This window comes from Cellulomonas sp. CW35, assembly GCF_052378485.1.
GTDB classification, from domain to species: domain Bacteria; phylum Actinomycetota; class Actinomycetes; order Actinomycetales; family Cellulomonadaceae; genus Cellulomonas; species Cellulomonas uda.
Genome location: NZ_CP199000.1, coordinates 346,794 through 362,451, shown reverse-complemented (window position 1 = coordinate 362,451; position 15,658 = coordinate 346,794). Strand labels below are relative to the sequence as shown.

The 15,658-nt window shown below is 68.9% G+C and carries 8 protein-coding genes and 3 pseudogenes; 6 read left to right on the top strand and 5 right to left on the bottom strand.

Features of this window, described 5'->3' with window-relative positions; translation table 11 throughout:
- Positions 1 to 4 precede the first annotated feature (4 nt).
- The 6 genes and pseudogenes from ACT17Q_RS01695 to ACT17Q_RS01670 all read left to right on the top strand — a co-directional run.
- Positions 5 to 610 (top strand): annotated as a pseudogene (locus ACT17Q_RS01695) (ABC transporter ATP-binding protein); the annotation flags it as partial.
- 8 nt (positions 611 to 618) lie between these two features.
- Positions 619 to 1,341, top strand: a complete 723-nt coding sequence (locus ACT17Q_RS01690) for a nucleotidyltransferase domain-containing protein (RefSeq protein WP_444664319.1) — start codon at positions 619 to 621, stop codon at positions 1,339 to 1,341.
- On the top strand, positions 1,338 to 1,679 hold the full coding sequence (locus ACT17Q_RS01685; protein WP_444664317.1) for a HepT-like ribonuclease domain-containing protein: 342 nt from the start codon (positions 1,338 to 1,340) through the stop codon (positions 1,677 to 1,679). Before ACT17Q_RS01690 ends, ACT17Q_RS01685 begins: the two co-directional genes overlap by 4 nt.
- Before the next feature lie 133 nt (positions 1,680 to 1,812).
- Positions 1,813 to 2,601, top strand: coding sequence for an HNH endonuclease (locus tag ACT17Q_RS01680; protein WP_444664315.1), 789 nt, complete (start codon positions 1,813 to 1,815; stop codon positions 2,599 to 2,601).
- 59 nt (positions 2,602 to 2,660) lie between these two features.
- A pseudogene (locus ACT17Q_RS01675) lies at positions 2,661 to 3,001 on the top strand (transposase); the annotation flags it as partial.
- A gap of 14 nt (positions 3,002 to 3,015) precedes the next feature.
- Positions 3,016 to 3,135: pseudogene (locus ACT17Q_RS01670) on the top strand (IS481 family transposase); the annotation flags it as partial.
- 67 nt (positions 3,136 to 3,202) lie between these two features.
- On the opposite strand, the gene ACT17Q_RS01665 reads toward ACT17Q_RS01670, so the two are convergent.
- From ACT17Q_RS01665 to ACT17Q_RS01645, 5 genes are all read right to left on the bottom strand, one after another.
- On the bottom strand, positions 3,203 to 3,463 hold the full coding sequence (locus tag ACT17Q_RS01665) for a hypothetical protein (protein WP_444664313.1): 261 nt from the start codon (positions 3,461 to 3,463) through the stop codon (positions 3,203 to 3,205).
- A gap of 13 nt (positions 3,464 to 3,476) precedes the next feature.
- A complete protein-coding gene (locus tag ACT17Q_RS01660; protein WP_444664311.1) occupies positions 3,477 to 8,693 on the bottom strand; it encodes a DEAD/DEAH box helicase in 5,217 nt (1,738 codons plus the stop codon).
- A 9-nt stretch (positions 8,694 to 8,702) separates the two neighbouring features.
- The gene (locus ACT17Q_RS01655; RefSeq protein WP_444664309.1) at positions 8,703 to 11,726 is read right to left on the bottom strand and encodes a hypothetical protein; all 3,024 of its coding nucleotides are present in this window, start codon (positions 11,724 to 11,726) and stop codon (positions 8,703 to 8,705) included.
- Between the two features lie 100 nt (positions 11,727 to 11,826).
- Positions 11,827 to 14,040: a Z1 domain-containing protein gene (locus tag ACT17Q_RS01650; protein WP_444664307.1), complete on the bottom strand. Its 2,214-nt coding sequence runs from the start codon at positions 14,038 to 14,040 to the stop codon at positions 11,827 to 11,829.
- Positions 14,037 to 15,632, bottom strand: a complete 1,596-nt coding sequence (locus tag ACT17Q_RS01645) for an ATP-binding protein (RefSeq protein ID WP_444664305.1) — start codon at positions 15,630 to 15,632, stop codon at positions 14,037 to 14,039. The genes ACT17Q_RS01650 and ACT17Q_RS01645 overlap by 4 nt, the downstream gene beginning before the upstream one ends.
- Positions 15,633 to 15,658 lie beyond the last annotated feature (26 nt).

The window sequence follows — 15,658 nt, the reverse complement described above, 5'->3', positions numbered from 1 at the left end:
GTCGGGGACGACGACCGCCCTGCTCGGACCGTCCGGTTCCGGCAAGTCGAGCCTGCTCGCCGTGGCCGGCGGCCTCACGCGGCCCACGGCCGGCACCGTCCGGATCGGGCAGGACGTCGTCTTCCACCCGGGAACCACCGTCGCGGCAGCCACCCGAGCACGTCTCGGCCGGATCGGCATCGTCTTCCAGTCGCCCCAGCTGCTGGGATCCCTGACCGCGCTCGAACAGCTCGAGCTGCACGCGCACCTGCGCGGCGACCGGCCCGCCAGCCTGCGAGCGCGGGCCCTGGACCTCCTGGCCGAGGTGGGGATGAGCGACCACGCGCACAAGCGACCCGCTCAGCTGTCCGGCGGGCAACGGCAGCGTGTGGCGATCGCCCGCGCGCTGATCGGCGCCCCGCAGGTCCTCCTCGTCGACGAACCGACGTCGGCGCTCGACCACGCCCGCGGCACCCAGGTCATCGACCTCATCACGCGCCTTGCCCGCGAGCTCGACGCGGCCACACTCGTCGTGTCGCACGACTCCTCGACACTCGACTCGGTCGATCGGACCGTCCGGATGCTCGACGGACGACTGGAAGAAGCATCTCGGTCGGCCGTCGGGACGTGAGTGCACGGATGGCCCCCGGCTCGTTCCGCAGCTCGATCGGCCACCTCCTCGACGCTGAGTCCGCCTCGCTGCGGCCTACGCGGACCAGCGCATCCGTGATGGTCTCGAAGACGACCCTGTGCCCATCCGCCTCGACGTCACGGCTGCGGCACGGCATGCCTTGCGGCGTTCGACAGTTCCGCGACGACGTCGGGGCCGTGACTCGTCGCGGGGACGCTCCGGTCAAGCGGTCACTCGCGCGCCGTGATAGCAGAAGCGCTATCGTCCGGTACATGCCCTCTGGATACGGTGCGGAGCTCCGAGCTCGGCGCCTCCGCCTCGGCCTGACGCAACGTGAGCTCGCTCGCCTGTCCGGCGTCGCGCAGCCGGTCATCGCGGCCACGGAGACCGGCCGACGTAGCGCGAGCGCTGTCACACGGTCCCGGCTCGACGCTGCGCTGAGTGTGCGACCGTCCGTGGTGCTGCAGCGCCACCGAGCAGCCGTCCGTGACGCGGTTGCGCGGCACCGGGGTCACGACGCTTACGTCATCGGGTCCGTAGCACGCGGCGACGACACCCCTGCGTCCGACGTCGACCTCATGATCACCTTCGATGACGGCACCGACCTCGTGGACGTCCTCGACCTCACGGACGAGCTCGAGCAGCTCCTCGGCGCCAAGGTGGATGTGGTCTCGGGGCGTGTCCACGGGGCCGTGAGCACCCACGCTCGGCGCGATGCGGTCCCGCTGTGACCGGTGACGACAAGGTCGCGCGGCTGCTCGACGACCTGGTGACGATGGCGGACGACGCGGCCCACATCGTCGGCCTGGGCGAGGACGCGTACCTGGCCGACGACGCCCATGGGCGACTGCTGCGCAACGCGGGCGAGCGCATCGTCATCAAGGTGTCGACCGTGGTGGAGCGCCTCCCTGAGGACTTCAAGGAGCAGTACCCGGAGATCGAGTGGGTCAAGATCCAGCGGATGCGGAACCTCGTCGCGCACCACTATGACAAGGTCCAGGCCGACTTCGTGTGGGCAACGCTCAAGGGGCGCATCCCTGAGCTCGTGCGTCGCGTGCGGGGTCGCTGAGCACAGCGGACCGCCCGCGCGACGTACTCAGCGTCCTGCCTGCACGTAACGGGTCGTCGTCAACGCACGGTCGCCATGATGTCCGGCGTGGCGATCCCTGCCGCAACGCGTTCGACCTGGTGAGCTCAAGGCCGTGGACACCGCCGTCGAGTCAGCCCTTCGCCTGCAGATCATCGCCTGGCTGCACGAACGAGCCGACCGCAACGGCGGCTTCCTCCACCGCCATGAGCTGCTGAGCTACCGCACAGGCGATCGGGACCTTCCGCTGATCGACTTCTCCCGCGGCATCCGCAATCCCGCAGGCTTCGCCTCGACGCTCGCGATCGTGCAGTCAGCGCACGGCCCGTACGACGACATCGAGGACCCGGACGACGGCCTGCTGCACTATGCCTACCGCTCGGGCGACCCGTTCGGCGGCGACAACCGCAAACTCCGCGCGGCGATCGAGACGGGCGCGCCGCTGATCCTGTTCCGCAAGGAGACGCCCAACTACGACACGCCGATCGCCCCGGTCTACGTCGTCGACGACGTGCCGGAGGAGAACGCGTTCCTCATCGCCCTGGACGAGTCGTTCCGGTACATGGGCGACGTGCGCTCGCTCTCCGAGCCCCAGCGCGCGTACGCCTTGCGGCTGGCCAAGCAGCGCCTGCACCAGCCGGCGTTCCGCACCCGGGTGCTGCTCGCCTACGAGACGCGGTGTGCCGTCTGCACGTTGAGGCACGGGTCTCTCCTCGACGCCGCGCACATCGCGCCCGACTCCTCGGCGCGCGGCATCCCGACGACGCCCAACGGCCTGGCGCTGTGCAAGATCCACCACGCGGCATTCGACCAGAACATGCTCGGGATCTCGCCCGACTACGTCGTGCACATCGACCGGGACCTCATGGAGGAGGTCGACGGGCCGATGGGGTCTGTCAGATGAACGGTGGGCGGGGGTCGGCCTGACATGCCGGGCTGAGGCTTGGCGGGGAAGCAGGCGGTATGACCGACACGATCGAGCCCGTGAAGCTCGACGACGATGAGAGCAAGCAGATCGCCAGGTCGATGGTCGCTCAGGCGCGGGCGTGCGGGGTGGACCTGGTCGGTCCGGATGGGTTGCTCGCGGGGTTGACCAAGCAGGTCCTCGAGCTCGCGCTGGAGGAGGAGCTGACCGACCACCTCGGCTACCCGCCCGGCGAGCGCGAGGCAAAGACAGGCTCGAACGAGCGCAACGGGTCCCGGTCCAAGACGGTGATCACCGAGATCGGCCCGGTGCAGATCGACGTCCCGCGTGACCGCGAGGGCACGTTCGAGCCGCGATCGTCAAGAAGCGTCAGCGGCGACACTCCCCGCCGCGGCGATCAAGATCTGGAACGTGCACTACAACTACCATCGCGCTCATACCGCCGCCGGCGACCGACCCCCGGCCTCACGCCTCCGCGCAGGCGTCACCAACGTCATGACCCAGAACACCTAGCGCGCAGCGCGGTTGCCATTCGGCGTGACGGATGACCGGACCTCCCTCCGCACAGCGGTCCGAGAACTCAGCGCGCGTCTACCAGAAGATCCGCGACTGCCGGGAAGGTCCGCGCCATGGCGTGCACCAGATCCACAGCCACGTCCTCGCTCAACTGGAGGGACTGGCTGATGGTGCCGACATCCTGGCGCGTCGGTGAGCCGTAGGTGTCCAGCTGCATGACGAGCTCGCCGTTGCGGTAGGCGACACGCCAGCTGCACTCCGACTCCGAGTGCGGGCGGCGCTTCTCGGATGGCTCGAGCTCAAACATCCTCGTGATGAACGCCATCACTTCCTCCGATTCATGTGAGCAGAGAGAAAACCTGGTCGGGCCGGTTCCGGAGAGTGCGGACATCCGACCAGCGCACGGACCGACCGCCGGCGCTCAGCTGGCGGTCCACGTCGGCCTGCCGAACGGCGAACGAACCGGCCTCCCGTGACCACAAGGGATGGCCGATCGCCACCGACGTCGATCCAGAGGTCAGGACATGGACATCGTCGACCTCCGACGCAGCAAGGCCCTCGATCGCGCCCTCGAAGCCGATGACGAACTGCCTCACCGCGTCCTGGCCGAGCGAGAGCCAGCGGTCCAGCCTGAGCTCCCGGCCAAGTGCGAGCTCGGCCACGTCGAGCGCGAGCCGCCAATCAAGAGCAGCGTGCAGGTGCCGATTGTCCCAGGACCGCAGGCAGTCGGGACAGGAGGTGTCGCAGACGTCGTGCGGCGCACGTGCCCAACGTTCGCCCACCTCGTCCGTGATCCGGCGGAGCACGGCGTCAAGTCGGCCGTTCGCCAGCTCCAGGGCGTACCCAGCACCGTTCTCGAGCGTGTCGGCCGCGTAGAGCGCGGCCGTCCGGTGGCCGTCGACCGAACGCGGCTGGAGTCCCACGACGAGTTCGCTCGGGTCGATGTCGAGCTCGGCTTGGCACCCGCGACGGAGCGCTTCCGCAAACGACGTCAGAGCGGCGTGGCCGGACGGACAACTCTCCCGACCTGTCGCCACGACGCCCCCATGGAGCGCGACACCGCGTCCGAGCAGGAGCACGGCGTCGGTGACCCGGATCTCACCGATCGCCGCGTCCGGCAGCCTCGGCATCGTGTTCGCGTCGGTCTCCACCGTGGGAACGATCACGGAGTGGTCCGCGTGCTGGTACATGGCGAACAGCGCGCCGTTGTTGTCGTTGATAGTGAGCAGGCGCGCCTGCTCCAGCTCCCACACGTCGAGTGCGCCGACGCGCTGCTGGGCCTCTCCGGGATTCAACCAACCCAAGACGGGCCGGGAGGCACTAGCTCCACCCCTGTCATCGATGCCCTTGTCAGTCCGGTCACGATGGGTACGGAATCCCTCTGGCTGGAACACGGTCATGTGCCTGACGTCGCCAGCGCACACCGGGCAGGACCCCCAGCTGGCCTCGTCGTCCTCGTTGATCGTCGACGCGCCGCAGTCGCGGCATCGAGCGAGACGGACCGAGGACTTCAGCGGGTTCACTGACTGGTGCTTCCCGCCGCCCGTCCTTCGCACGGATGCGAACCCGTTCGCCGTGTAGACCCAGCCGTCCTTGACGACCTGTGCGCCGGGCGCGAAGAGCGACACGGCCTGGCCGAGTGGACGGTCGGACACCGCCTCGGCAGTGAGGCGCCCGTCGGGCCCCACCCTGAACAGCTCACGGACCCGAGTCGGGAAGCCGAACATCGGTAGCACTCCGGCGTTCGCCAGCCGCTCGCTCAGTGCTCGCTGCGTGTGGACGTCAGAGGAAGCGACGTCATCGACCTCGAGGACGAGGGAGTCTCGGGCCCACTGCACGACCTCACGGACATCGGCAACACCCGTGAGCTCGGCCAGCCGGTGGACGACAAGAGGGACATCCGGCGACGTCATCAACCACGCCTCGACCCCTGCACGAAGCTGGGGCCAGTCTGCCGCCTCACCGAAGGAACCATGGACGTGGTCACCGCGCTGCGGGGGCGGGTCAGGAAGCGACAGCAGCGCTCGCCTCAGCAGCTCCGCGGCGACGACCCGCTTGAGGATCGTGGTACGTGATGTGTCGAGGAAGGGCTGCGGCGGCGGGTCACCGGTGATCCGGCTCGGGTTGGCGAAGTAGTAGTCGTCATGCGAGCGGTCGCGGCACATCGTGGCAGCGAACGAGAACGCCTGCCCCTTACGCCCGGCCCGACCGACGCGTTGCTGATAGTTGAACCGCTGCGGGGGCATATTGCCCATGACGGTCGAGCGCAACGAGCCGATGTCGACGCCGACTTCCATCGTCGTCGTGACGGAGAGCACGTCCAGCGGGCTGGTGCGTGCGTTCTCTTGCGGCTGCGGGAGCAAGGCACCCCGGAAGAGTCGCTGCCGCCGTCGTTGCTCCTCGGGGGGGCTCGTCTGACCGGTGAGCTCGGCGACCGCGAGGCGCTGTGGCGGTTGCGCGGCGAGCCACGCGTAGTAGTCGTCGCCGACGAGCGCGGTGGTCGACATCTCCTGGAGGGCGCCGGTGCACTCAGGGCGGACGCACACCCCTGCCGACGCGTGGAGGTGGCGCTGGCCGCACAGTTGGCACACGTGCACTCGGCCGCTCGCGGGGACGACGTCGAGCGCGACGTCCAGCATCTCGAGACGGATGAGGCCACTGACGAGCAGCCCGTCGAGCCGCTCCGAGATCTCCTTCATCACCAGCTCGGCGTCGCGGCCGAGCTGCTGCGCCACCCGGGCCACGTAGTCGACGGTCGCCTTCGGTGTCGCCTGGCTCGGCTCGTCGAGACCCTGCGGCGTCCATCTCTCGGAGGACAGCAGAATCCGGACGAACGATGTCGCGGCCTGGTCCAGCTCATCAGAGAGGCTCTGGTCGCACAGCCGTGGGACGAGCACCGCCACCAGCGTCGACTCGATGTCGCGTCCTTCGCGGCCGGTCAGCGACGCACCGAGCGACTCGACCAGGCGCAGGCGGTACGTCTTCCTGCGCTGCTCTCGGACATCCAAGTCCGCGATGGGCTTCCACTCGCCCGGTGTCGGCGGTTCGAACGCCCTGTTCCAGGGTGTCCCGTCCTCGAGCTTGAGCAGCGAAGCCCTGGGCCCGCCCGGTGGCACGCCGAGCTCGACTAGGCGCTCCAGGACGCTGTCCACGAGCCCGACCCACGACTTCGCCTGGGTCCCCGACTGCATCGCTTCGAACGACGCGATGAGCCGCCTGTCGGCGTCGTCGCCGAAGCCGAGATGCCCCTTCATGTACGCCTTGTGCTCGGTCGGGTACTTCGCGGCGAGCTCAGCGTACCTGCCCAGGGACGCCCCCGAGAGCGCGCCCGCGAGGCCCGCGCGGATGATCTCACCGACGTCCTCGCCGGGCGCCGCCAGCTCGTTCAGGACGAGCTGCCGGGCGAGGTCGGAGTAGTGGTTGAGCGAGAGCCCGACGGCCATCCGCGCGGCGTCGTCGCGCGAGTCGCTGAACACGATGGTGCGGCTCGCGTCGGGGTCTTCGCCCAGCGCGCGGAACATCTCCGAGACCAGCAGCTGAGCACCGACGCTCGCGCCCTGGGTGTGCGCGCGGATAGGCGAACGCACACGCCCCTTGCTGAACTCCGTCTGCCGGTTGGAGTGCCCGCACCTGGGGCACCGTGTCGGCAGCGCGGGCGGAGTCCACTCCTTGTCCGGGCCGCTCCAGGTCATCACGGTGACCTGCGAGTCATCAGAGCCGACTCGCAGGTAGCCCGTCTGCGAGTCATAGCTCGCAGTCGCGAATGCCAGCGTCCATTGCTTGCCGAGCGGACCCGAGTGGGTCCACTTCTGCCCCACAGCCTCGCGTCGAGGCAGGAACCACCTGTACTCACCGGCGTGGCGCTCGAAGACGAGCCGGTGCCGGTCCGACTCCGACTCCGCCGCATCGACGCCGAGGAACACCCCCTCCCCGTCTGGCGAACCAAGGACGTGGCCGCCAAGGCTGGCGTCACCGCAGCTGTTGCAGTAGAGCAGCTCGAGGACCCGGCCGCCGCACGCGCAGACGCGGGCGGGCACGGCGAACAGACGCCCGATCCCGTGAGGCCGTTCCTCGCCCCGGTCAGCGATCTCCGTGCAGTCGGGGTTGCTGCACGCCCACATCCCCCGCATCGTCCGCACGAAGTAGTGCGCACGGAAGGGGATCTGGTCCACCCCGCCCCCACCAGCCAGCACGTCCAGCGCCTGTTCCAGCGGCTCCAGCGCGTCAGATCCAAGAGCGCGACGCGCCACCTCGGTGAGCGACGTCGCACGGATCGCACCGTCTTCGGCGCGACATGCTTCGGTGAGCACGACGTCGAGCGATGCGGGACCGGCACCCGACAGCGCCGCCTCCGCGTCGACTGGCAACTCGGTGCCCACGTCGCGCGGACGCCCGCTGATCTGGACGAATGAGCTCGCCGGCACCCCGAAGAACCGCTCGAGGTAGGCACGCGAGTCGCTGTCCAGCGACGCGCTGGTGCCGATGACCCTGATCTGCCGCGACGTCGGTTCGAGGCCGAGCCGCAGCAGCAGGTTGCGGATGATCAAGGCCACCTCCGCACCCTGCGTGCCTCTGTACAGGTGCAGCTCGTCCACGACGAGGGTGAACACGTGCGCCCGGTCCTCGGCCAACCACTGTCTCGTCGACTCGAAGATCGGTTGCTCGAGCTCGCGCATGAGCATGATGTTGAGCATCGAGTAGTTGGTCACCAGCACGTCGGGCGGCGTCGCGATCATGTCCCAGCGGGTGAGGAGCTCCGCGCTGCGCGGGTCGCACAGATAGTCGGCGACCTCAGGGTTCGCCCGCGCGACGGAGTCGTACTCCTGGACCATTGCTCGGAGGTCGCGAGAAGCCTCGCCCAAGCGCTGGTGGGCGCCCCTCGGGGTCGGCATGCGCGTCCCACCGGGAGCCCCTGACGTGTACCGACCGAACCACAACTGTGGTCCGCCGGCGGACACGAGGCGCCGTACGGTCCGGCGCAAGCGCGCGACCTGGTCTTCCACCAGCGCATTCGTGGGGTACAGCACGAGCGCCCGCACAGCCGCTGCCCGCCCTGTCCGTCGGACCGGCGACCAGCGGGGCGGCGCCGAGTCCCACCAGGGGTGCGTGCGGTCGCCCGAGCTCGGCCATGAGCGCGCCTCTACGAGCAGGCGCGCGAGAACCGGGAGCATGAACGCCTCAGTCTTGCCAGAGCCGGTGCCCGACGTCACGATCGGGTTCGTCCGGCTCCCGTCGCTCATCGCGACCTCGAGCGCCTGAGCCTGGTGTTCGCGCAGCAGCACTCCCTCGCTGGTTCCGAAGACTCCGGAGACGAGTGCCTCCGCCTCCGGCCTCGTCAGCCCAGCGGCCTGGCACGCCACGACCGCATCGACGACCCCGTCGTACGGGAGCACAGGCTCGAGCAGCGGCGGCGGGACGAGTGGACGCTCGTCGGTGAGCAGACGGCGGCGCTCCGCGCGGAGCGCCCCGTCGCGCAGGTAGAACGCGGTGTCGATGTATCGCAGCACCGTGTCCTGGATGCCGGATCCCACAGAGATCGGAGTCGGATTGGTCACCAGACGGCCTCAGTTCTCGAGAAGGTAGGCGAGTCGCCCCGCGACGTAGGGCGACACGTCGCGGTAGACCGTGCGTCCGCGGCGCTTGAGCGGGGCGGTCCCCGACTCGAGGACGGCGGCGCGCTCGTACATGCCAGGAAGGTTCGCTCCAAGCGGCACGACCAGATCGCCGGCGCGCTCGTCGTAGGCCACCAGGGCCCGCGCGGTCAGGAGCGCAGAAGCCGCGTGCTTCGCGACCGCTGCGTCGGCGACCGTCACCTGCCCCGTCGCGAGGTCGCTCGCTGTGCGGACGTAGTACTTCGACCCGTACCGGCCGACCCGGTAGGCACCAGGCGAGTCCATGTCGGCCACAGCCTGCCACGCCGCCGACGTAGGGTCGAACCACTGCGCACCCAGGAGAGACGGAGACGGCTTGCGTGGGAGCGCACCGAGCAAGGTGCTCAAAGTTGGAAGAACCGACACGAGATCGCGTGCGGCGGACTCGGCTACGGGGATGTCGCCGACCTCCGTCCAGGCACCGACCTCGTCGGGCGCTGCCGTCGTCCAGACGCGTGACGGCGCGCTCGCCTGCGCGTCCCACCCCGTCAGACGACCGAGTCGATCGAAGTGCCGTTCCGCCGCCGACACCATGTCCGGCGTCCAGAACCCGGCCCAGACCCGCCGATCGCCGACGTCGATGACCCTGGTGTCGCACACCTCCCAGCTCAGCACTTCGAGCGTCGCGTCAGACCTCCGCACCTCGATGTGCCCAAGCGACTCCAGCGTCCGCACGAACTGGTGGAGGAAGAGGCGGCTCGGGTCCAGCTGCCGCGCGACGCGCTCGAGCAGGCTGATCGGACCGCCTCCGAGGCATCGGATCGCGTCGAGCGCGAGGTCCCAGTCCACGCCCCCGTCCTCCGTGCGTACGGCCGGAACCCGTGACGAAACGACAGCTCGCGGCTGGCTCGCGGCCATTTGCGCTCGCTCGTGCTTACGCCTGTTCGTCCAGTAGCTGGAGGAGTATCGGCGCTGCAGCCCGCAGAACTTGCACGTCCCTGTCGTGTACTTGGTGAGCGGCCGCCCGCGACTGTCCGAGATTGCGGCATCGAGCACCTCGTGGTGGGCGCCCGTATAGAAGCAGGAACCGGGCTCCGGACGGCTGAGTCGTACAGCGCCGGACCGCGCTTCGTCTGCGCCCTGCTTCCACCACGGCACCGACTTGACTAGAGCGACAGGCCCGATGGACGGCACGTCCTCGAGAACGACGCCGTGGACTCCGGGCCCGACGGAGTGCCCTTCTGCTCCCGGGTCCGCGCCGAGGACGGCAAGCGGGTGACCGACGTCGTGGATGATGGGAGCGACTGACTCCCACTGCCGCATGTCGGGGCTGTCCGACGACCTGAGCAGCAGCTCCTTCCGCGCGCGGGGGACATTCCCGTCGCCGACGACCAGCTCGACTGCGTAGTCGCCCTCCGCGAGCTGAGCCTCTCCGAGGTCGACGACGACTGAACCCGTCCCCCCGTCGGACCAGGTGTCGACCAGAAGTTGCTCGTTCGTGCCACTCCCCGGCGCGCCCAGATCGAACAGGCGGACCTCGATCGGCTCGCCTGAGTCGTCGATGGCTCTGACCTCAGGCGGACGCCGGACGTGCCACAGGTTCCGTGCCGCGCTCGGGAGCGAGAGTCCAGCGCCCAGCTTCAGCTGACTCGTGGTCAAGGGGACGAGCGCACTGAGCTCGCTGAGCGTGGGCACGGCCTGCAGCGGGCGAGCGAAGATCTCGACCCCCCGCACGAGGGTCCATCCCTCCGGGAGCCCGGCCATCGAATCGACGACCGTCCAGCCCGGCCTCGCGACCTCGGTCAAGATGCTGCGTGCCTGCGCGAGGACGGGCCCTGACACGAGGACCGTCACGTCATCCCCCATGAGCACCTGACGCGCCTCGAGCCACCGCCCAGACAGCTCGTCCTTCCTGAACACGACAAGACGTCTCGGCTGGCGCACCATCTCTCCCGCCAGCGGGTCGACCACTCGGAGCGTCCCCTCGAGAAGGTCGCTCGTGTCGACTAGCCCACGATCGACGAGAGCGAGCGCCCCGTTCATCCCGGGTTCGAGCTCGGCCGGAACGGGGCCGTCTGGTGTGGCGAGGTCCGCGGTACGGGCAACCCCTGCCTGCGCCGCGAAGAAGAAGGGACTGAGCCGGAGGCGACGGGAAGGGAATGACGTCAGCTCCATCGAGAGCACGACACGGGAACGGGAGCTGTGCCCGTCTGTCGACGCCTCGTCCGCGCCGTCCCACTCGGCCAGCTCTGTGGCAGCCACCTCGGCGATGTGGGCCCTCAGTTGCGGCTTGCTCCACAAGGTCATCAAGTGGTGCGTGGCTGGGCTCGGGTCCTGGCTGAACCACGCATCGAGCAGAGGCTCGAGCTCGACCGGGGGAACGGCCGAGCGAGGAGCGAACTCGAAGTCCACGTAGAACCGCTCGAGGCGACGCCGGTCGGCCTCTCGCACGAGTGCCTGCGAGACAGAGATCCCGACGTACCGCTGGCCGACGGAGAATGCGGTGGGGAGTCCTCGCGCGCCACGCAGGCCGGACAGCCACGAGTTCAGGGCTCCCCACAGCGGCTCTGCGACCGCGCGATAGCTGAAACCCATGTGCTCGCTCTTCGCGTCGAGGATCTCCGCGAGACGCCCGTAGTAGTTCGCGGCGCTCATCCCCGACCCGGCGGCCATCCGCTCGGCCGCCAGGCTGAAGACGCTGAGGACGGGGAAGATCGGCGGGAGGCTCGCGCGCCCACCGTCGAGCCACCTGACGAAGCGAACGTGGTGGGCCTTGAACGCGTGGTTGGAGCCGAGGATCGACGTCCGTGCGACCACCTCGCTCAGTCGGGCCACGACGTCGCTCTTCTGGAGACCGAGTCGAGACCCGATCTTCCCCAGAGCCTCGTCCTCGAGATCGAGATAGACAGGCACGGGCGTGACCAGTTCAGGGAAGAGCACCTCGGCGATGGCATCGTTCCACCGGTCGTACTCGCTCCAGTCCCCGGCGGTCACCATCGACCCTCCTTCAGCAACCCGTCGTGAACGACATCATGCCGCCGGCGACTGACATCCCCGCGCACCAGACATCCGGTGCGGCGCGTCTCGTCGCCGACGGTCAGGTCTGCAGGATGACGCGGTGGCGGACGTCGGCCGGCAGGTGGACGGCGAGCGCCGTCACCTCTCTCCGAGAAGGGCCGACGGCCGTAACCACCCGGTGCACCTGGACCGTGATCGCGTCGGAGGAGCGGAATCCTCTGTCTCCGGGGTACACCGACCCGTCGTCGGGGTCCGGCCCCTGCATGAGGTTTGCGACCTCCAGCGCCTCCGGGTCATCGACCATGTCGAGCTGGTAGCCCACCGCGGCGAGCGCGGCCTCCGACTGCGGATGGAGCCCACGCGTTCGAGGGCGTCCACCGTTCATCTGCACCAGGTCACACTGGATCGTCGTCGGGTCGTGCTCCCGGAGGGCGAGGAGTAGTGCGTAGATGCGGTCCTGCTCGGACGCCGCACCGCGCCAGTCGGCGAGGACCGGGACGAGCCGATCCCAGGTGAGGTGCACGGTCCTGTTGCGGATAGAGAAGTCGGACCGCTTGTCACGCTCATCCAACTCTGTCTCGTCCAGGAGGTCTTGCAGCGCGATCTCAGCGTCTGGGGTCGGCCCGACCGCGTCACCGTACACGTGCGTCTGCGCGAGAACCCATCCCGGACGAAGAGCGTGGCTCCCGTTCTCGAGAGTGATGACCTGGCGCCGTGTGGGGTTGAGCGCCGGGTCCAGGAGGATCGAGCGACGCCACTCTCGCAGCGGCGTCCCCGAGACGTCGAGGTCGCCCAGGTCACGGCGCATCGCGATCTCGTGGTCAACGTATGAGGTGTAGACGGCTAGCGTCTCGGGATTGAGCCACGCCCGGAGAAGATCCAGGTAACGAGCCTTGTAGCCGAAGAAGCGACCTCGTTGCTGCACGGTGTCGGCGTTCCGCATGCCGGGCCCCCGAGGCATGTAGGTGATCGCGAGGTTCTCCACGGTGAAGCCACGGTCCAGCTTGTTGCCGCCGATCACCACCCAACCCGGGTGTCGCCCCCACTCGCCGGGCTTGATTTCGTGCCCGTCCTCGCTGTTCACGACCCTGACCGCGATCTCCGGCAGGTACGCCTCGAGGTCGGTGAGAAGGTCGTCCAGCTCGACGACGGTGCCGTCGACGACGTTTCCTCCGGTCGAGCCGAGGTCGGCGTATGGTCCGACGAACATCTCGGTCCGCAGCTGGTGCCGCAGGACGGGGTCGCCATCGAGCAACGCGGTGTCCACCCGTGAGAGCAGCGCCCTGGTCCAGTCGGCGTAGGAGGCGTGGAGGTCCTTCCCCGACGAAGGGTGGATCAGCATGGACAACGGTCGCGGCGCCCCGCGGCGCTGGGCGACGAGCATCGCGAGGAGGAACGTCGCGAGCGCGCGCTCGAGGGACTCTGGAGGCCGGATGCCTTGGGCATCCAGTGCTCCGTCGTCGTCGATGAGCCTGACGAACTCGCGGCGCCGATCCACGAACAGGTGCTCTCCCCCGACGTAGTCGACGCCGGGACGCAGGACGGTCACGCTGCGTGGCGAGAGTGCGTCCGTGAGCGAGATCAGCAGGGGTGCCTGCGGTGTCGCGGTGTACAGGACGTACGTGTGGTTCGGTGCCGCCTCTCGTACGAGCCGGATCGCCCGGTACGTCGAGCTCTCGTCCCCGCGCCGCGCAGCCAGGTTGAGGCCCGCCTGGTCGGCCTCGTCGTCGACGAAGAGCGTCGGCACCCCACCGGACTTGGCAGCGATCGCTGCGAGGAAGGCCCGGGCTCGTCGGAGACTCGCGTGGTTCTTGAGCACCACGGCGACGGTGGTGACGACGTGCGCCGGGCGAGGTCTTCGCGCCCAGCGGTCGAGGCGGCGCGCCACCTCGTCGGCGTCCGGCAGGTCGGGGCCGTTGATCGGTGACCACGCCGGCAGGCCACCGTCTCCCTGCATGCCGAGGTCGCGCAGCAACCGCTCGTACGTCTGGTCGCGCAGGTTCTTCTTGGTCCCCGCGAGCACGACCACCAGCGGGAACCCATTGTCTCTCGCGGCTGCGATGAGCGCGGTGAACGACATCGTCTTGCCGCTCTGGACAGCGCCGACGACCAGCTCAGCCTCGGCACGCCGAGCGTCCCACTCGGGTCGGCCGCACCGCCCGAGCACGCGGAGGGTCTCAGAGCGGGTGACGGCGACGGCGCCGTCACCCAGCCCCGACCGCCGCAACATCCCCTCCAGAGCCGGGCCTGACGTGGGTGTCCACTCCTGCGACGGCGCAGGACCCGCGGTCACGACTCGTTCCTCTCGGCCAGCGGACCGCCGAGGATCTTGTTCAGCTCCGCGATGAAGAACCGGGGCTCACGCGAACCACTGCGTTCAGCCTTGATCTGGGAGAGCGAGATCGCGACCGCCAGCCGGAAGACGGGTTCGAGGTCCATGCCCGGCAGATCGGCGAACGACTGCGTGAACCGGTGCGCCCGGTTCATCGTGACCACCCAGTCACCGTCGTCCTGCACGACCCGCAGCCAATGCCGGAGGTCCGCGGGGTCGTCGATCACACTGATCCGCAGAGACTCCCCGAGCAGGCTCCACTCGGTGTCACCGAGCGGGACGACCTGCTCGACTGGTGGCGAGGGTGGCGAGGAGACGGTCTCGCCGTCAAGGACAGCCTCGGTCGCAGTCGGCCCAGCGCTGCCGTCCACCGCTTCCCGACCGGCCGTCTCGACGTCGTGACCGCTCTTGGCACTCATCTCGGTCGCGCGGGCGACCGAGTCGACGATGCCGCGGACGGTCGTCTGGACCATGCGACCACGTTCGGTCGTGCGGTAGTTGCGGGCCATCTTCAGGAGCGGGAGCGGTTCCTCGTCGAGAGCGCCCTCGAGCCGGTCGAGGAATGCGGCCTCGTCCTCGTCGTCCCAGACGAGCGAGTCCTTGGTGTGCGTGACATCGATCTGGGACACGTCGAGCTCGCCGACGAGGCGCTGGGACTGGAACGAGTTACCAGAACCGAAGATCTGGTGCGGCTTGTAGCTGTCCGCTGAGTCCCTGGCCATGCCGCCCGCGCCCTGGACGACCTTGCCCCGGTACAACAGCGCGAACCCTGCTCCGGTGGTGTCACCTTTGGCGAAGAGTCCGGCCCAGCCGGTCACCCGGCGCCCTGAAGGCAGGTCGACAGCAACGTCCTTGCGCCACTCGACCACCTCGCCGTCGAGGTCGCTCCATCGCGGCGCCTTCAAGAGTTCGGGTGCCCCATAGCGGAGGCGCACACCGCCGACGACCATCTCGATCCGGTCGTCAGCAAGGAACACCCTGTAGATCGAGCTGAGGTAGTCGCGGATCTTGCCCAAGGTCCGGCCGGTGGGCGCCGGGTGGTTGAGATCAGTCAGCACCAGCCTCGTCCCGTGCGCCTCAGGTCTCTCTGGCACCGTCGTCAGCGGGATCGTCTCGGCACCGGACTCGACGATACGGGGGATGTCGAAGACGACCTGACGCCTGACGCCCTCGCCGAGCGCGGTGGTCGTCACGACGAAGTGGCGTGCGTACCAGGACGCGGCACTCTTCATGCCGATACCGAACTGCGACAGGCCTGTGGCGTCGGCGGGCGGAGCCGCAGGCGTGAAGGCTCGCCCGATGTCCTCCGCGAAGATGCCCGCGGCGTTGTCCGTGACCGTGATGCGACCTGCGGCCCTGTCGATCTCGACCTCGATCCGCAGCCTCGCAACGCCGCCACCCGCCCGAGCGAGGTCTGTCTCATGGGCACGCCACGACTGAATGGCGTTGTCGATAAACTCGCCGATCGCGTACCACTGCTTGTAGTTCATCGACGGGAAGAGCGCGAGCATGCCGACGCCCGGTCGGACGGTCACGCTCTGGACGTCGTTCACGTGTCTCCCCCTGTCACCGCGCATGG

Excerpts from the sequence above, each read along its gene's own strand:
- ACT17Q_RS01690 (WP_444664319.1), top strand. The coding sequence starts at position 619 with ATGGCCCCCGGCTCGTTCCGCAGCTCGATCGGCCACCTCCTCGACGCT.
- ACT17Q_RS01665 (WP_444664313.1), bottom strand. The coding sequence starts at position 3,463 with ATGGCGTTCATCACGAGGATGTTTGAGCTCGAGCCATCCGAGAAGCGC.
- ACT17Q_RS01655 (WP_444664309.1), bottom strand. The coding sequence starts at position 11,726 with ATGGTGACCGCCGGGGACTGGAGCGAGTACGACCGGTGGAACGATGCC.